This window comes from Shimia sp. (assembly GCF_022448905.1).
In the GTDB taxonomy this organism is placed as follows: domain Bacteria; phylum Pseudomonadota; class Alphaproteobacteria; order Rhodobacterales; family Rhodobacteraceae; genus Shimia.
In genome coordinates this window covers 38,715-56,622 of record NZ_JAKVCW010000014.1, presented here as the reverse complement: position 1 = coordinate 56,622, position 17,908 = coordinate 38,715, and the positions used below count along the sequence as shown (strand labels likewise).

Sequence of the window (17,908 nt, the reverse complement as noted above, 5' to 3'; positions counted from 1 at the left end):
CAGAGGGGGCACCTGCCCCGCTTTTCTTAGTTCACTAGTCCGCCGGAAAAGCGAAGGGTCGCCCCCTCGCGCCGGTCTTAGGCCCGCTCAAACCCGCGGGCAATTTCCCAATCGGTCACAACCGCCTCAAAGGCTTCCTGCTCCCATTCCGCCATGCGCACATAGTGGTCGACCACCGCATCGCCCATAGCCTCACGCAGCATCTTGGACCCACGTAGGGCCTCGGTTGCGTCTTTCAACGTAGTCGGGATCTGCGCATTGCTGTTCTCATAGGCATCCCCGCTCAACGGCGCGCCCGGATCACATTTTTCCTCAATGCCCTTGATGCCTGCGGCCAACAGCGCGGCAATCGCAAGATAAGGGTTCATATCCGCGCCTGGCACACGACATTCAACGCGCACGGCTTTGGTGCTGTCCCCGCAGAGACGGAAAGCCGCCGTGCGGTTGTCCACCGACCAGACCTTCGCTGTGGGTGCAAAGCTGCCCTTCTGGAAGCGTTTGTAGCTGTTCACATAGGGCGCGAGGAACACGGTGATGTCATCGGCATACTTCAGCAAGCCGCCCAGATAGTGGCGCGCCAGCTCGGACATGCCGAGATCCGCATCAGCGTCGTAGAATGCAGGCACCCCGTCTTTGGTCCAGAGCGACTGATGCACGTGGCTGGCGCTGCCAACTTTGTCGTGACGCCACTTTGGCAAGAACGACACCGCGTGGCCCTGCTGCCAGCCGATTTCCTTGGCGGCGTGCTTTGCAACGGTGTGGTTTTCCGCCGCGTCCATCGCGCTGCCGTAGCGGATGTTGAGCTCTTCCTGCCCGGTCTCGGCCTCGCCTTTGGAGCCTTCAATTGGAATACCAGACGCATAAAGACCGTTGCGCAGGGTGCGCATCACGCCTTCTTCCTTGGTCGTCTGCAGGATGTGGTAGTCTTCGTTGTAGGCGCTGATCGGGGTCAGATCGCGGTAGCCGGATTTGCTCAGCTCTTCAAAGCTCTGCTCAAAGATAAAGAACTCCAGCTCGGTTGCGGACACGGCTTCAAAGCCCATTTCCGCCAGCCGCGCCACCTGCTTCTTCAGCATACCACGCGGGGAGTGTTCGATGTCGTGATGGCCGTGATGGTCCATCACGTCGCAAATCACCAGCGCAGTGCCTTCCAGCCAGGCCGCTTTGCGAAGTGTGCTGAGGTCCGGCTTCATGATGTAGTCGCCATAGCCCGCCGACCAACTGGTGGAGGCGTAGCCTTCCACTGTGTGCATCTCCAGATCGGTCGCCAGCAGGTAGTTGCAGCAATGGGTCTCTTCCCAGGCGCTGTCGACAAAATGCTGCGCCACAAAACGCTTGCCCATCAGGCGGCCCTGCATGTCCACAATACAGGCCAGAACAGTGTCGATCTCGCCGCTGGCGCTCAGCGCGCCCAGTTCTTCTAGAGTCAGGTTGCCAGACATCTGATGCGCATTCCTTTGTATCGGGCCTTCGCGTGGCGTGTTTTGTCACCGAAGCCCCGGCACAACAACCGGGGCTTCGCAGTTTTCATCGCTAAGGGACCTTAGCCGTAACGGTATGGGCGGCCAGCCGCCTGCATGTCCGCGTTGTACTTCTTGAAGATTTCCACAACTTTCGCCTTGGTTGGGCTTTCGGCTGCGATCTCGTCCCAGAACTTCACGGCTGCGGTTTCCACCTGTGCCCATTCGTCATCCGGAATGGTGGTCAGCTGCATCTTGGTGCCATTGACGCGCAGGTTGGCTTCGCCCCCCCAATACCACCACTGACGGTAGTAGTGCGACTGATCACAGCACACACGGAACAGGGTCTGCAGATCTTCTGGCAGCTCATTCCAACGGCCCTGGTTGGCAAAGAAGCTGCCCGCCCAAGCACCGGAGATGTTGTTGGTCAGGAAGTAGTTGGTCACGTCGGCCCAACCCACCGTGTAGTCCTCGGTGATGCCGGACCATGCGATACCGTCCAACTCGCCGGTCTGAACCGCAACTTCGATGTCTTCCCATGGCAGGGTCACTGGCACCACGCCAAACTGGCTCAGGAAGCGGCCTGCAGTTGGGAAGGTGAAGACGCGCTTACCTTTGAGGTCGTCGAGCGAGTTGATTGGGTCTTTGGTGGCAAAGTGGCATGGGTCCCATGCGCCGGCGCTGATGTGCTTCACGCCCACTTTGGAATACTCTTCGTCCCAAATCTCGTTCAGGCCGTACTGGTTGAACAGCACAGGTACGTCGAGGCTGTAGCGCGAGCCAAACGGGAAGTAGCCGCCAAACACGGTCACTTCGGTTGGGGACGCCATGGAGTCATCGTCCGACTGAACCGCATCGATAGTGCCGCGCTGCATCGCACGGAACAGCTCACCGGTCGGGACCAGCTGATCGGCGTAGAACAGTTCGATCTGCATGCGGTCGCCTGCGATCTTGTTGAACATGTTGATCGCTGGATCAATCACATGCGCGGCCAGCGACGGACCTGCATAGGTCTGCATACGCCATTTGATGGTGCTCTGTGCGAGCGCCGGGGTCGCCAGTGGTGCGGCCATCGCCCCAACACCAGCGGTCTGAAGAAACTTACGTCTTGTCGTCATCTCTTACTCTCCTTGTTGCGTTTCGGCCCCGTTTGCGGCGCTCTTTTCTGTTGTTATTTTCCGTAAACATAGTTCGGCAGCCACAGCGCGATCTGTGGGAAGATCATGACCAAGGCCAAGGCCAGGACCATCACCGCCACAAAGGGCACGATGCTGCGATAAATGTCGCGTAGGGTGACTTCTTTGGGCGCCATGGCCCGCATGAGAAACAGGTTGTAGCCGAAAGGCGGCGTCATATAGGCGATCTGCGTGGTGATGGTGTACAGCACGCCATACCAGATCAGATCAAAGCCCAGCACCTTCACCAGCGGCACATAGAGCGGCGCCACAATCACCAGCATCGCGGTGTCATCCAGAAAGGTGCCCATGATGATGAAGCTCAACTGCATCAGGATCAGGATCATCCATGGCTCCAGCCCCAGCTGCTCGGTGAACAGGTTGTCGATGGCTTTCACCGCACCCAACCCGTCAAACACCGCGCCAAACCCGAGCGCTGCCAGAATGATCCACATGAACATGCAGGAAATACCCAGCGTGCTGCGCACGGAGTTCTCAAACACCTCGCGGGTCATGCGGCCCTTCAAGACTGCCGCGACAAAGGCAGTGATCGCGCCAATTGCCGAGCTTTCCACCAATGAGGTCCAGCCGTTCACAAAGGGGATCATCATGGTGGCGAAGATCACAATTGGCAGCAGGCCGGCGCGCAGGAGTTTCATCTTTTCCGCGCGGCTGATGTTACGCTCGGCTTCCGGCAGCGCGGGTCCAAGCTCCGGCTGAATGCGGCAGCGGATCACCACATAGAGAATGAACATCGCGGCCATCATCAGGCCCGGAAACACCCCTGCAAGCCACAGCTGCCCAACCGGCTGGCGCGCGATCATCGCATAGAGCACCAGCACCACAGAGGGCGGCACCAAAATACCCAAGCTTGATCCAGCCTGAATAACCCCAGTGACCATGCGTTTGTCATAGCCCCGCTTCAGCAGTTCCGGCAGCGCAATGGTGGCACCAATCGCCATACCTGCCACACTCAGACCGTTCATTGCGGAAACTAGAACCATCAACAGAATAGTACCAATAGCGAGCCCGCCTCTCACTGGTCCCATCCAGACATGGAACATCTTGTAGAGGTCGTCGGCAATCTTTGACTCGCTGAGCACGTAGCCCATGAAAATGAACATCGGCAGCGTCAGCAGCGGATACCATTTCATCAGTTTCATCGCGGCGGAGAAGCCGATGTCAGAACCACCAGTGCCCCACAGCAACACCGCTGCCAGCACGCCAACAAAGCCAATTGCGCCAAAGACACGTTGCCCGGTCATGAGCATCAGCATCATAGTCGAGAACATCAGAATGGCGATCATTTCGTAAGACATTAGTAGTCCACCCCACGAATGCGCGCGATGTCTTTCATGAGCTCAGAAATCGCCTGCAAGAGCATAAGAATAAAGCCAAAAAGCATGATCAGCTTGATTGGCCAGAGAACCGGGCGCCAGGCCGTCGGGCTGCGCTCGATGTATCCGATGATTTCACTGGCAGCCTCTTTGCCACCGGTGATGTAGGCCACAACCAGGTCCTTGTAGAAGGTGTATGGCTCAACCCCAAAGTGCCCCAGTGAATAGGCGCTGGAGCCAACCGCCCCGTGGATCAGGATCACCAGATAGAACCCTAGGAAGAACACGGTCATCGCGTCGACGATGGCTCGCTGGCGAAACGTCCATTCGCCATAGAACAGGTCCATCCGCACGTTGGAGCCCATTTGCACCGCGTAAGGCCCGCCAAGGATGTAGTAGGCCACCATCGCAAATTGCGCCATTTCCAGCGTCCACATCGACGGTGTCATGAAGGTCTTGGAGAACGACGACCACAGAAGGATCGCCATCATGACAAAGATGCCATACATGACAAACCGGCCAACCTTGCGGTTAAACCAGTCCACGCCGTGGATGTAATAGCGAATAAGCTTGGGCATCAGGTGATCTCCCCCGCATCGCGCAACTCTGCCATGCCTTGGGCAATGGCGGCCTCCAGCGCGTCTGTGATCTCCGCCGCCTTGGCGTCCTCAGCCAACAGGTCATTGCGCACCTCAAGCATCACATTGGGCAGCTTGTTGGGCAGCGCGTAGGCCTTGAGCGAATGTGTGACGCCATGCTCTGGCCCATAGGGGTCATTGCGCAGCGTGACAAACGGGCCGTCCGCCATGGAGTTCATCATGCTGTCGGCCAACCGCGTGTCTCGATCGTGCAGTATGCCAATCTCCACCGCACGCTGCTTGCCGTGATACACCGGCGTGAAGCTATGGACCGTGACGATTGCTTTCGGATGCACCACCTCGATCACCTGCTCCACCGCCTCTTTGAAGGGTTGGTAGATCTGGGTCACCCGCGCCCGACGCTCTGCATCGGACAGATCCGAATTGCCGGGAATCTCAAAAATCTCGCTTTTGGTTGGCACCGCATCCTTGGCTTCGGGCGGGCGATTGCAGTCATACAGCAACCGCGACACGCCCCCCGCAACCAGCGTACAGTAAAACCGCTTGGCCAACTCGCGGGTCAGCGTCAGCGCACCGGGATCCCAGGCCACATGGCTGCGGCGCACCGCCTCATCAAGGCCAAGGTCCCCAAAAGCGTCGGGGAAATGGCAGGAGGCATGTTCGCACACAAACAGAATATCGCAGGGCGCCACCGCGCCCTCGATCATCACTGCCTCTGAATCGTCTAGAGTCATGTTGGTCCTGTCGTGCCAATTCGCATTTGTGAACAAACTTCTTCAGAGTCACCCATCCTGTCAATAATTATTCTGAAAATTTTTCTTCTCAGACCGATGCTTTGAAACTATGCTTACATTTGTAGCAGTTAGTAAGTGGACATCCCGTGGCCGACACCGCTCAGGAAACGATAAACAAGATTTATGACAGTTTGACCCGCGCCGAGCGCCAGCTCGCCGGTGTGATCTTGGAGAACTACCCGATGTCGGGCATGGGCTCGATCACGCGCCTCGCAGAGAAGGCGTCGGTCTCCACGCCCACTGTGGCCCGTATGGTGCAAAAGCTCGGCTACTCCGGCTTCCCAGAGTTTCAGGACGCGCTGCGCCAGGAAGTGGAAGCCCGCTTCTCTAATCCCATCGCGAAACATGAAAGCTGGGCCCAAAGCGCCCCGGAAGCGCATATCCTCAACCGCTTTACCGATGCGGTCATGAGCAACATTCGCCAGACACTGGCCAACATTGACCCTGCGCAATTTGACGCGCTCACCGCGCTGCTCGCGGACGAAAAGCGGGCGCTCTATATCACTGGCGGCCGCATCACCCATGCGTTGAGCGAGTATCTGCATCTGCACATGCAGGTCATCCGCGCCCGCGTACGCCATATTCGCTCCACCTCCAACGCTTGGCCACATGACTTACTCGACATAGCCGAAGGCGACGTGGTGCTGATCTACGACATCCGACGCTACGAGAACTCCACCTTGCGGTTGGCCGAAATCGCCAAAGAGCGCGGCGCAAAAATCGCCCTGATCACCGATCAATGGCAAAGCCCGATCAGCCAATACGCCGATGTGTCCCTGAAATGTCGCATCGAAGCCCCGTCAGCCTGGGACTCAACCGTGTCGATGATGCTGCTGTCAGAAACCTTGATCGCCGCCGTACAAGAAGCCCGCTGGGATCAGACGGAAACCCGGATGCACGCGCTGGAAGATATGTTTGACCAGACAAAAATCTTCCGGAAGTTTGTTTAGCCGAAGCCTGCGCGAGGCACAAAAAAACTCCTCCCCCCTAAGTTGACTACGACGCACCTGCGCCGAAATCCTGCCGCATTTCCAATACCCTGATCCATTTCCCCCATAAAAAACTGGGTTAACAAATTCTTAATTTTTCCCCCTAGGGCGCCATTCCCGCCCCTTTCTGACCGCATTCCCCCAACATACTCACTCCCACAGAACCGATGAGAACGTCGGCGGTAGTGAGTGATACAGTTAGGAAGGTACAAAGCACAGGCACAGCGCCAGAAAGGGCTGGGACTATGAAAATTTTGGCCGTTGATGACGACGAACACATCTGCGAACTGCTGTCAGAGGCTGTCGCTGCCAAAACCAATCATAGCATTGTCACCGTGACCTCCGGACCAGAGGCCATTCGTGCCATTGCGAAAGCCAAAGTGCCGTTTGACTGCTTTCTGCTGGACGTTCAAATGCCAATCATGGACGGCATCACGCTGGCCAAAAAGATCCGCAAAATCAAAGCCTACACGCGCACACCTATTCTGATGCTGACGGCAATGTCGCAAAAGAAATACATCGATGCCGCTTTTGAAGCGGGCGCCACGGACTACGTCACGAAACCGTTCGACTTCCTGGAACTCTTCACACGGATCACCATCGCCGAGCGCCAAGTTTCTGAGCAGCAGGAACTCACGGCCAGTGTCTCGGAGATGGCCGCCCTGAAGAAAGACTTGATATTCAACACCGCCCACAGCCTGAGTGAACCGATTGAAATCACCGGCGTGACGCAGCTTGTCGGCTGCATGGCGTTTGAGCGACACGTGCTGGACATGCCGCGCCGCCAACGCATGCGCACACAGGCTTTTGCTGTGAAAATCAACACCGTGGAAAGCGCCTATACCTCCTTGTCCGCAATGGCGTTTCGCCAACTCCTGACAGACATCGGCAGCGAGCTGTTGTCTGTCCTGGCCAACAATGACGCCCAAGTGACCTACAAGGGGGACGGTGTGTTCGTCGGCACCCTGCCCCGCAGCGCCAGATACTCCAGCGCGCGTCTGGAAGCAGAACTCAACAGCCGCCTGGAATACGTGCCATCGACGCAAATCGACGGGCTACAAAACGATGTGTGTTTTGGCGAGGCCATCAAACTGCGCACCCTGACCCGCGGCGGCGCGTTGGACGCACTGCAAAAGGCCGCAGAAAGCGTAAGGGAACGCCTTCCGGGCACGCCTGCAGCGGACCTGCGCAAAACCGTGCGCCTGCATCCGGCAAGTGGCTTTCAAACGGAAATGGAGCGCCGCGCTTACGAATCCTTGCTGCACGACGCCTTAAATGATGACGGCCAGTCTCCAAAAATCGCGACGGCGTTTGGCTAACCGCGACCAGGTTTGTCAGTGGTGCGTATGGGATAGGTTCATACGGGCCACCTGAACCGGCGCACCGTCCACCAACATCACCGGCCCAGCAGGCTCTGCAATCAAACCCAAACGGCGTATCCAGCGCGGCCAAATCGCGGGCACCAGACCAAGCACTTGTTTGGCCCCCATCTCTCTTGCCGTCTCGATCAGCTTTTCCATCAACTGCGTCTGCACTTCGGTGCGATCCTCCGCGGGCACATCGCGGGCCACAAACACACGGCTTGCATCCAGAATGTACGGATCGATCGGCGCCTCGTCATAAAGCAGGTTGGTTGGAATGGACTCCAGCATGCCTTTCTGGGCATCTCGAATCATATATGAATACATGCCGCAGCGTGCGGTTGTCGGCGTCAGCCGAACCCCGGCCAGCACACGGTCGCCTTCATGTACCGCAATCCAGCTTGACGCTGGCGTGTCGTATTGGTCGTACTCCATGCCTGCCACCTCGGGCAGGTCCCAGTTGTTCTGCACAATAAAGGACTGCTTTCGCGCCCTCAGCAGATTGACCATCAATTCGCCATGCTTGTGCATGTTCTCGAATGACAGGGTAGTCGTCAGCATTTCCCCAATTTCTCCGGATACTCATTGCCCCAGGTACCAAATGAACTCACTCACACAGTGACACGGCCATTCTGGCGCGCGCCGGATACACAACAAAACACTCGTCACCACACACAAAACACACAGGAGATCACGGCCACCTGCCCCTTCAGCAGGCTCCCACAAACCGTTCACACATCAACCGGAAAACCCTTACTCGGACCCCCAGCGCCTCTCCCCGACACAACCTAGCCGCGCAACAGCTCTTGGGTCCAAATTCACCTTCAAATCGATTGAGACACAATTTTTAGCCAAACACTACACAAAATGTTCAACTTTAAAATTTTGTCGATTGTTTCTGCTCCTAGAACACAGTTTTCATATTTTTATATGAATGTTATGCAAAAAATTTACTCTCTATCAACCAATTAAGGCGAAACCTTTATTAACGGCGGGAGTCGTTAACGAATGGCTTCGTGAAAATTCCCAGCCTCAAACACCAAAATGCCACCTTGTGCCGCCAAAGCTGCAGAGAACAGTCACGCGCCACGTTAAGAGGATCACAGGGAAAGAGATGCAGCCATACTTCCTCAACTTTCACGTTAAAGGTGAAATCGCCCATACCTTGCTTTTGTCCGATCCGGAACCAAAGCTGTTGGTTGACATTTCCGCCACCGCTGCAACAGAGGCCGAAGCACCGGGTTTTCGCTACCCCAAACGCGTCTGCTTCACAGTAACCGACCAAGACCTGATTGCACGCTTTCGCGACACCGTCGCGCCGGGTGATGTGATCGAGGCAACCGGCACCTTTGATCAGTCCGGCTACGTGCCGCACAATCGTGGCCACATCGACACGACGTTCGAGCTGCTCGACTTTGTCCGTACCGAAGCGGTTGGCAAGCTAGAGCATGATGGCCGCGTGTTTCAGCCTGACACAAACGCCCGTCCTAGCTAAGAAAATCCCTTTTCTGGCCGAACGCGGACCATCTTTGAGCCACATTCTGCTGCTTTTTTGATGGCAACCGCGCCAAGCTGCCACTTGGCGACCAACCGATCACTACCGGATGTCGCAGAATGCACATTGAACACTCGAACCGCTCCCGGTTAGACACGCCGATACTGCGTCGTATCGCCCGTCGTCTTCGGGGGATGTTCCCTCGCCGCAAACCGCCGGTCGAGCACTCCCGCCGTCTCAAGAAACAAATGCACGACTTTGCCAGTGGCGGCGTCGCGCTGTTCTGGCAGCGTCAGGGCATCTATGCCGGGGCAGGCTTTCTCTGCGGCTTCTACTTTTCCTGGCCACTGGCCGCGATGTGCTACCTGCTGATTCAGATTGGCGACATTTTTGACAGCATTGTTTGCCACAAGGTGATCCATCGCACCGACCACTCGTTGCGCCACAGCCACAAGCTATTGAAGCTGCTCTTTGCCTCAAACGCCATATCCGCCGTTTCAATTGCAACTTTCACGCTATTACTGGCCCGATTGGAAGGACCAGGCGAGCATTTCACCTCGCTGTTTTTCCTATTTGCTGCCGGCCTCTTTGCGGCAGTGAACAATCATCAACTTAAACAAGTTCTCGCCCTACGCCTGATCATCTATGGCGCATTGTTCATCTTTATTCCGGCCTCCGACATCCTCACGCAAGGCGCGCACTTCACGTCCAAGCTCTGGCTGCACTTCGCCACCTCGCTGTTTGTGCTCTATTTCGTGTTGGAATGCTCCACCATCTTCCTGCGCATGTATCAGCGCACTCTGGACCAGATGGACGAATTGCGCTCGGAGCGTGACAAGGCCCGCGAAAGCTATGAGATCAAATCTCAGTTTGTCTCAGTTGTTAGCCATGAACTGCGCACCCCGCTGACCTCCATCACCGGCTCGCTCACTCTGATGCGGGAAACCAACCTGTCCAAGGATCCGGAAAAAGCAGACCGGATGCTCGACATTGCCCATAAAAACAGCAAACGCCTGAGCAAACTGATAAACGACCTGCTCGACATTCAGAAAATGGAAGCGCGCAAGATGGTCTACCACTTTGCGCCAGTGGATCTTGGCGAATTGCTCAACGACGCTGCTCAATCCATCACGCCTTATGCGGATCAATATGAAATTGTGGTGCGTACCGCGCCCCCGCCCTTCCCTTTGACCATCCGCGCTGATCACGAACGCATGATGCAGGTGCTCGACAACCTGCTGTCCAACGCGGTGAAATTCTCCCATGAAGGCGGCTACGTCGAACTCAGCGCCCGCCTCGTGGATGGCTGTGCCATGCTCGAAGTTCGCGATTACGGCGTTGGTATCCCCGAAGGTGAGCGCAACCAGATCTTTGGCAAATTCACCCAGGTCGACAACTCCGACTGCCGCAATTTTGACGGTTCTGGCCTTGGCCTCTCTATCGCACGCCAGATCATCGAGGACCACGGTGCCTCCATCGACTTTGACAGCACTTTGGGCGAAGGCACCCGCTTCTTCGCGGTGTTCCCGCTCTGTGACACCGAAGACAACATCAGCATCGAACTGCCGCAAATGTAAGCCCCAGAAGGAGCTCCCCCATGTTTCCAGACGATCATCAGGACAAGTTTGACCGCCTCCGCCGCCACTTCATGTCCGGCTTGCCGCAACGTGAGGCGGAGATCGAAGAGTATACCGCAACACTTCTGGAGCTCGGCGCCGATCGCCCTGCACTGGAAGGGTTACATCTGGCCGCGCACAAACTGGCCGGCATCTGTGCCACCTACGGCCTGCACCGCTTGGGCCAACTGGCGGAAAAAGCCGAAGCCCTACTGGAACGCAGCCAGGCTCAAGAGCCCTGTGATGCAGAGATGGAGGACATCCTTGTCGCCACAGACCTGCTCACCGAGGAGCTCGGCTGTGTGATCGAAACCGCCTAAGCGCGCTTACTCCGCATTGGCCACAATGGCCCGCAGTTGATCCGGTAACGCCACCGGATCAAACGGTTTCTGGATCGCCCCCACAGCGTTTTCCCGAATGTCAGAATGGTGTTTGGAGGTGACGTCTTTGGACGTCATAAAAATCACTGGCACATCGGCCAAGTCATCCTGACGGCGCAGCTTGGTCAACGTCTCCAATCCGCTTAACCCCGGCATCATCACATCAAGCAACAACAGGTCCGGCGCAAATTTAGCCGCCTTCTTGATCGCATCCATGCCATTGGCGCATTGCATCACCTCAAAGCCGCCAAATTCAGCCAGCGCCAAATAGGTGATCTCGCGAATATCTGCATCATCCTCAACATGCAGGATTTTTCGGATCTCTGTCATTTTCTTTATTCCCCAAACCCTTACGACCCAACCGTAGCGTCCCAACACCCTGAAGGGAAGCCCTCGGTGTATCTGCCCCAATCAACGTGATTGGCCTGTGACGTCACGTGTCGCATGCTGCCGCCCACTTGAGCACAGCGCGTGAGCTTCTAAGGTTGAGCGCAAAGCCACGCCAAGGAGCCCCCATGCCCGACCAACCCCTTTTGTCAGAACGCATCGACAATGCCTTGGTGCTGACACTCAACGATCCTGTCCGCCTGAACCCCATTGGCGTCGCAACCCGCGAAGCGATTTCCGAAGCGCTTGAACAAGCCGAAGCTGACACCTCCATCCGGGCGGTCATTCTCACTGGCGCAGGGGGTAACTTCTCCTCGGGTGGCGACATTTCCGCAATGGACGCCCCTGCCCGCCTCAAACGCATCAACTTCGAACATGTCAAACATATGGTGAACCAAATCACCGGCGGCTCGGTCCCGGTGATCGCGGCTGTCGAAGGTTGGGCTGCGGGGGCCGGTCTGGCTGTCGCAATGTTGTGCGACACAGTCATTGCTGGCCGCTCAGCGCGTTTCATGGCGGCGTTCCCCAAAATCGGCCTGATGCCAGACTACGGCCTGCTCGCCTCCCTGCCCGCCCGCGTCGGCCAGTCCCGCGCACGGCAAATCATGCTTTATGCCAAACCTGTCACCGCGGAACGAGCCGAAAGCATCGGTATGGTGGACGAATTGGTTGAAGATGGAAAAGCGCTCGAAACCGCGCTTGAGCTTGCCAAACACGTCGAAACTCTGGGGCCAGAGGCTCTGCGCGCCATCAAGGCGTTTGACAGTGGCCGCATGGATCGTGCGATCGACTATGAGCGCGACCTACAACCGCTGCTGTTGGGCAGTGACAACGCCAAAGAAGGACGCGCCGCGTTCTTTGAGAAACGCCCACCAAATTTCAAACCCAGCTAAACAAAAGGCCCGCCAACTCGGCGGGCCTTTCTCATTCAGGCAAAATCAATGTGATGATAGAGCGGCAATTCGCGAATGCGTTGCCCTGTGGCCGCAAAAATCGCATTGGCCAAGGCTGGTGCCGCCGGTGGAACCGGCGGCTCGCCAATACCGCGCACCTTATCGCCATTCTCCAAGCCACGCACCATGATCTCCGGACATTGCTTCAGGCGCATCCCTTCTGCATCCCAATAGTTGGCTTGCTCCGCCATCCCGTCGGAATAGGTAATCTCGCTGTTCATCGCGTGGCCCAGCGCAAAGATCACGCCGCCTTGCACAAGGTTTTCAAAGTTCACCGGGTCAATCACCGTGCCAACGTCCGCGGCAACCCAAACCTTGTCGATGGTGATGCCATCTTCGGTATTGGTGACCTCAATCACCTCCGCCGTTGGCACGCCAAAGCTCTCCACAAAAGCGACACCACGCCCTTTGTTGGGTCCCAACGAACTGCCCCAGTTGGACATTTCGCCAACAGCTTCAAGCACTTTGCGGCTCACATCATGCTGCATCAGGCGAATGCGCTCTTGCAGCGGATCAGCGCCCGCCTCGTGGATCAACTCATCGAGCAGGCTGTCAAAGAAGAACCCACCGGCAGAGGCCCCCACAGAGCGCCAGCTCGAGACCGGCGCCAATTCGGGCACGCGATAGGCTCGCATGCGGAAATTCTCCAACCCGTACGGGTTGTTCCACGCCCCCGCCGCGATCTGCATATCAGGGCCCGGTACATTCAGGCCCGCACGGCCCATCTGCGACACAACCACAGACGGCATCGCCACCTGCAAATCCATCGCTGTCACTTTGCCATCCTGCACCGCGCCACTGCCGCGCGCCATGCCGATGTGACGCGGGAAGTCATGCGCGAAGTCCTCTTCGCGACTGTAGGTCAGCTTCACCGGCGTGCCACGCATCTGATTGGCAATCTCCGCTGCCAGTTCCACATGCTTGAACTCCAAACGATGCCCAAAGCTGCCACCCATGAAGTGGTTCACCAGCTCGATCTGCTCTGACTTGTGGCCGGTGACCTTCGCCACCTGATCCTGCAACATGCGCGGGATCTGATGCCCGGTCCACACCGTGACCTTGTCGTCCTCCACCAACACCGTGGCGTTCAGCGGCTCCAGCGGCGCATGCGCCACATAGGGCACGCGGTATGCGGCTTCGACAGCCTTGCCTCCCGACATGGCAGCCGTCACATCCCCTTCATTGCGCCACTCTTTGTCGAGTTGCTCTTCAGTAAAAGACGCCTCGATGGCCGCCCAATGGCCATCCTGCTCCGCCGGATACGGCGCGGCGCCCCAGTCAAAGTCAATCGCCTGCACCGCTTGAATAGCCCGCCAAGTGTTGTCTGCCACCACAGCAACACCGCCGCTGACTTCAACAACCTTTTGCACACCACGCATGCTTTCCGCGGTACTGGCATCATAGCCTTCAAGTTTCCCGCCCTGACGCGGGTTACACATCACCGCCGCATGCACCATGCCGTCGATGTCTACGTCGATGCCATAGTTCAAGGTGCCGGTGGATTTCGCCACCATATCCAACCGCTGCATCGGCTTGCCAATCAAACGCCATTCCGACGGCTTGCGCAGCGTGATCTCGGTGACAGGTTCAACCTTCGCCGCTGCACCAGCCAGCGCCGTATAGGCCAGTTCTGAGCCATCTGGCAGCTGCACAGCCCCATTTGCGGTTTTCAGCTGCGCCACTGGCACGCCGCTCACATTGGACGCCGCCAGCTTCAAAGTTTCCCGCGCCACAGCGCCAGCCTCACGCAGCTTGTCATAGCTGTCCGGCATCGCTGTTGAGCCGCCAGTGATCTGCATGCCCAACAGTTTAATCATGCCGCCCATAAAGCTGCGGGTTGCTTCGGCTGTGAAACTCTCGTCTGTCGCCATAAACGGCGCACCGTCCCCGGCCAACGCCCGGTTCCAATAGGCTTTGTCCGGCTTGCCAAAATCGATCTCGAACTGACCAAACTCCACGTCCAGTTCTTCTGCAATCAGCGCGGCCTGGGCATGTGCCACGCCCTGCCCTTTGTCGCCATGCGGCGTGATCAGGGTGATTTTCTCGCCATCAATCACCACCCAAGGGTTAAACGTGGACGCCCCATCAGCCAGCCCATCTTTGAGTGGATTCTCATACGGCGTGCGCACTTTGTAGACGCCAAAGGCCACGCCGCCGGCCACAGCCACAGCGCCAAACAAGAACGTACGGCGCGCGATTTTTCCAACCTTGCCCATACCTTACGCCTCCTGCATCTTGGCAGCGGCCGTTTTCACGGCGGCGCGAATACGCGGGTACGTCCCGCAACGGCACAGGTTGCCGCTCATCGCTTCGTCAATCTCTGCATCCGACGGCATCTTGATCTCCGACAACAGCGACGCTGCCTGCATGATCTGACCAGACTGGCAATAGCCACATTGTGCCACCTGATGCTCCACCCAGGCCTCCTGCACCGCGTGCATCGCCTCGGGCTGCCCCAAGCCCTCAATGGTGGTCACAGGCCCATCCACATCCGCCACCGGTGTCTGGCACGACCGCACCGCCACACCATCAATGTGCACGGTGCAAGCGCCACAAGCCGCAACACCGCAGCCGTATTTTACACCTTTGATCCCCAGTTCATCCCGAAGCACCCACAACAGCGGCATGTCCTCTTCGACATCCACCTCATGGGATTTCCCGTCCACGATCAGTTGCATAAGCTGCCTCCCGTTCTTTGGCGCTAGTTGCGTTGTTGCAAATAGAATAGGCCTTCCAAAACAGCCGCCACTCGCAGATTGCGCCATTTCACCTGCATGTCGTGACAAAATTCCAATACCGACCCGCGCAGTTTTAGGTGCCTCACCACCTTAATCGTAACTGCCCACTTCATGATTCGAGATCACACATTTTTGAAGGTCAACTTTCTGCACTTGCACACAACTTAGCTCGACATGGCCAACCAATCTCCAACCGTTAGCGTTACCGGCAGCGGAACCGATAGCGACACCGCCCAGTTTTAACGCTAACATCCCGTTTTTTATTGGGATTTTACCTTCCTAAAATGTCTCTACGCCACTATAGCGAAGACCATATTTTCCACCGTTCAGAGCAGGACAGGAGCTCTTCATGACTGTTACCGTCGGCATCAACGGATTTGGCCGCATTGGCCGTTCGACCCTCATGCACATCGCCGAAGAAGCACGCGAAGACGTCCGCGTTGTGAAAATCAACGCCACCGGCCCGCTGGACACCGCCGCGCACCTGATCCGCTATGACTCTGTGCATGGCCGCTTCCGCAACGAAGTGATCGCCGGCAACGGCACCATGGATGTGGGCATGGGCCCGATGCGCATGTACTCCACCTACGACATGGATGAGCTCGACTGGAGCGGCGTCGATGTGGTTCTGGAATGTACCGGCAATTTCAACGACGGCGAGAAAGCCAAGAAACACCTGGAACGCGGCGCTAAGAAAGTACTGATCTCCGCGCCGGCAAAGAACGTGCAGAAGACCATCGTGTTTGGCGTGAACGACACCCAGCTCGAAGCCAACGACAACATGATCTCCAACGGCTCCTGCACCACCAACTGTCTCGCACCGGTGGCCAAGGTTCTAAACAACGCGTTTGGCATCGAAGAAGGCATCATGACCACGATCCACGCCTACACTGGCGATCAGCCAACACTGGACCGCCGTCACAAAGACCTGTACCGCGCCCGTGCGGCCGCCATGTCGATGATCCCGACTTCCACAGGCGCCGCCAAAGCGCTGGGTGAGGTTCTGCCGGAACTCAAAGGCAAGCTCGACGGCTCCGCAATCCGCGTGCCAACCCCGAATGTTTCGGCTGTGGACCTGACCTTCACTGCCTCCAAGGATGTCACCGTCGAAGACGTGAACGCCGTCATGGCCGAAGCGGCCGCAGGCGAGATGAAAGGCGTGCTGGGGTACAACGACCTGCCGCTGGTCTCTGTGGACTTCAACCACACCACGGAGAGCGCCACCTTTGCTGGTGACCAGACTAAAGTGCTGGGCAAACGTCTGGTGCGCGTGCTGGCATGGTATGACAACGAGTGGGGCTTCTCCGCGCGTATGGCCGATGTGGCCGCCCTGATGGGACGCGTCTAAGCGCCTCTCAAATCACAACAACTTGCGCCCTCGGATGGGGTCGGGCATATCTGGTCCGACCACGACACATCCGGGGGCGCAGTGCGTCATGACCAACCAAATTGCCATCTTTCTGTTTCTGTTCCTGCTGGCACTGTTGGGGATCGATGTGGTGTTCAATGACAGCGCCGTGTTCCTGCTGCTTGCCAAGAAGCTGTTTGAGCTGATCGAATGGTTGGCGTTCTGGCGCTAAGCTCGGAAGTGGGGGCTTAGCCCCCGCCCTGACGGGCTCCCCCAGGATATTTTTGGTAAGAAGAAGCCCGCATCACCTATTGAGCCAAGTCAGCTTTTGAGGCGATAGCCTGTTTTGAGCATGGCATAGGCTGCCGCCATCAAAGCAGCGGTGACGGCAGTGACAACCGTCAGGCCCACCACTGGCGCACTATCAGACACCCCAATCATGCCGTAGCGTGTGCCGTCGATCAGGTAGAAGATCGGGTTCACACGGGTGAAGCCCTGCAAGCTCTCCGGCAATGCTTCTACCGAGTAGAACGTGCCGGACAGAAAGGCCAAAGGTGTCACGATGAAGTTGGTGATCGCCGCCATCTGGTCAAATTTATTGGCAAAAATCCCGGCCACGATCCCGACTGCACCCATCATGGCCCCGCCAAGCAGCACAAAGGTCAGCGCCCAGAGCGGATGCGCCACACCTTGCCCCAGCACCAGCGCCAAGGCGATGGTGATCGCCATTGCCACACAAAAACCACGTGCCACAGACCCGGCCATATAGCCGAGCACCGTTTCCATCGGAGACAAAGGCGGCATAAGCGTATCCACAATATTACCCTGCACTTTTGCGATCACAATTGAGGACGACGTGTTGGCAAAAGCGTTCTGGATCACCGTCATCATCATAATGCCTGGGATCAGGAAGGTCAGGAACGGCACGCCCATCACTGCCCCTCGGCTGGGCCCGATGGCTATCGAGAAGATCAGCAGGAACAACCCAGCAGTGACCAAAGGCGCCAAAAGCGTCTGTGTCCACACCGCCAGAAACCGCAAAACCTCACGTTTCGCCAAAGTGCCAAGCCCCAGCCAGTTCACCCGGCCAAAGCGGCGCACGCCCATTTCTGTCGTCTGATCCTGTGCCATTGCTGCCGATTTCCTAACGTCGCTGTGGTTTTACCTCCCCACTCGCCGCTTTGCCGCGCCCATGGGTGATTCTTCGCCTTGTAACTCGGGCTGGGGTGATTAGAATAGGTGCCTGACCAAGAAATGCAGAGGCGGCCTTTTTGGA

Annotated in this window: 18 protein-coding genes; 8 read left to right on the top strand and 10 right to left on the bottom strand. The window is 57.3% G+C overall.

Going from position 1 to position 17,908, the window contains the following annotated elements; all coding sequences use genetic code 11:
- Positions 1–77: 77 nt before the first annotated feature.
- The 5 genes from MK208_RS16310 to MK208_RS16290 form a co-directional block, all read right to left on the bottom strand.
- Positions 78–1,442, bottom strand: coding sequence for a glutamine synthetase family protein (locus MK208_RS16310; protein WP_294118408.1), 1,365 nt, complete (start codon positions 1,440–1,442; stop codon positions 78–80).
- 101 nt (positions 1,443–1,543) lie between these two features.
- On the bottom strand, positions 1,544–2,578 hold the full coding sequence (locus MK208_RS16305) for a TRAP transporter substrate-binding protein (RefSeq protein ID WP_294118407.1): 1,035 nt from the start codon (positions 2,576–2,578) through the stop codon (positions 1,544–1,546).
- 53 nt (positions 2,579–2,631) lie between these two features.
- Entirely contained in the window at positions 2,632–3,954 is a 1,323-nt protein-coding gene (locus tag MK208_RS16300; RefSeq protein ID WP_294118406.1) for a TRAP transporter large permease subunit, read from the bottom strand.
- Positions 3,954–4,550, bottom strand: a complete 597-nt coding sequence (locus MK208_RS16295; protein ID WP_294118405.1) for a TRAP transporter small permease subunit — start codon at positions 4,548–4,550, stop codon at positions 3,954–3,956. Before MK208_RS16295 ends, MK208_RS16300 begins: the two co-directional genes overlap by 1 nt.
- On the bottom strand, positions 4,550–5,305 hold the full coding sequence (locus MK208_RS16290; RefSeq protein WP_294118404.1) for an N-formylglutamate amidohydrolase: 756 nt from the start codon (positions 5,303–5,305) through the stop codon (positions 4,550–4,552). Before MK208_RS16290 ends, MK208_RS16295 begins: the two co-directional genes overlap by 1 nt.
- Positions 5,306–5,451: 146 nt before the next feature.
- On the opposite strand from MK208_RS16290, the gene MK208_RS16285 reads away from it, so the two are divergent.
- Positions 5,452–6,315, top strand: coding sequence for a MurR/RpiR family transcriptional regulator (locus MK208_RS16285; protein ID WP_294118403.1), 864 nt, complete (start codon positions 5,452–5,454; stop codon positions 6,313–6,315).
- Positions 6,316–6,599: 284 nt separating this feature from the next.
- Positions 6,600–7,673 carry a response regulator gene (locus tag MK208_RS16280; protein ID WP_294118402.1) on the top strand — a complete coding sequence of 358 codons (1,074 nt, stop codon included), beginning with the start codon at positions 6,600–6,602 and terminating at the stop codon, positions 7,671–7,673.
- A 15-nt stretch (positions 7,674–7,688) separates the two neighbouring features.
- On the opposite strand, the gene MK208_RS16275 is transcribed toward MK208_RS16280, so the two are convergent.
- Entirely contained in the window at positions 7,689–8,276 is a 588-nt protein-coding gene (locus tag MK208_RS16275) for an acyl-homoserine-lactone synthase (protein WP_294118401.1), read from the bottom strand.
- A 553-nt stretch (positions 8,277–8,829) separates the two neighbouring features.
- On the opposite strand from MK208_RS16275, the gene MK208_RS16270 reads away from it, so the two are divergent.
- The 3 genes from MK208_RS16270 (at position 8,830) to MK208_RS16260 (ending at position 11,146) form a co-directional block, all read left to right on the top strand.
- The gene (locus MK208_RS16270; RefSeq protein WP_294118400.1) at positions 8,830–9,210 is read left to right on the top strand and encodes a hypothetical protein; all 381 of its coding nucleotides are present in this window, start codon (positions 8,830–8,832) and stop codon (positions 9,208–9,210) included.
- Positions 9,211–9,329: 119 nt separating this feature from the next.
- On the top strand, positions 9,330–10,787 hold the full coding sequence (locus MK208_RS16265) for a HAMP domain-containing sensor histidine kinase (RefSeq protein ID WP_294118399.1): 1,458 nt from the start codon (positions 9,330–9,332) through the stop codon (positions 10,785–10,787).
- Between the two features lie 20 nt (positions 10,788–10,807).
- Positions 10,808–11,146, top strand: coding sequence for an Hpt domain-containing protein (locus MK208_RS16260; protein WP_294118398.1), 339 nt, complete (start codon positions 10,808–10,810; stop codon positions 11,144–11,146).
- 6 nt (positions 11,147–11,152) lie between these two features.
- Here MK208_RS16260 and MK208_RS16255 read toward each other — a convergent pair whose 3' ends face one another.
- On the bottom strand, positions 11,153–11,536 hold the full coding sequence (locus MK208_RS16255) for a response regulator (protein ID WP_294118397.1): 384 nt from the start codon (positions 11,534–11,536) through the stop codon (positions 11,153–11,155).
- A 185-nt stretch (positions 11,537–11,721) separates the two neighbouring features.
- Between MK208_RS16255 and MK208_RS16250 the strand changes: the two genes are divergently transcribed.
- Complete coding sequence (locus tag MK208_RS16250; RefSeq protein ID WP_294118396.1) at positions 11,722–12,486, top strand: enoyl-CoA hydratase-related protein; 765 nt, start codon at positions 11,722–11,724, stop codon at positions 12,484–12,486.
- Between the two features lie 35 nt (positions 12,487–12,521).
- Here the strand turns inward: MK208_RS16250 and MK208_RS16245 are convergent, their stop codons facing one another.
- Positions 12,522–14,762, bottom strand: coding sequence for a molybdopterin cofactor-binding domain-containing protein (locus tag MK208_RS16245; protein ID WP_294118395.1), 2,241 nt, complete (start codon positions 14,760–14,762; stop codon positions 12,522–12,524).
- 3 nt (positions 14,763–14,765) lie between these two features.
- Positions 14,766–15,224, bottom strand: a complete 459-nt coding sequence (locus MK208_RS16240; RefSeq protein WP_294118394.1) for a (2Fe-2S)-binding protein — start codon at positions 15,222–15,224, stop codon at positions 14,766–14,768.
- A 409-nt stretch (positions 15,225–15,633) separates the two neighbouring features.
- Between MK208_RS16240 and gap the strand changes: the two genes are divergently transcribed.
- Entirely contained in the window at positions 15,634–16,632 is a 999-nt protein-coding gene (gene gap / locus MK208_RS16235) for a type I glyceraldehyde-3-phosphate dehydrogenase (protein ID WP_294118393.1), read from the top strand.
- 88 nt (positions 16,633–16,720) lie between these two features.
- On the top strand, positions 16,721–16,864 hold the full coding sequence (locus tag MK208_RS16230; RefSeq protein WP_294118392.1) for a hypothetical protein: 144 nt from the start codon (positions 16,721–16,723) through the stop codon (positions 16,862–16,864).
- Between the two features lie 89 nt (positions 16,865–16,953).
- Here the strand turns inward: MK208_RS16230 and MK208_RS16225 are convergent, their stop codons facing one another.
- On the bottom strand, positions 16,954–17,763 hold the full coding sequence (locus tag MK208_RS16225) for an ABC transporter permease (RefSeq protein ID WP_294118391.1): 810 nt from the start codon (positions 17,761–17,763) through the stop codon (positions 16,954–16,956).
- Positions 17,764–17,908: the final 145 nt, after the last annotated feature.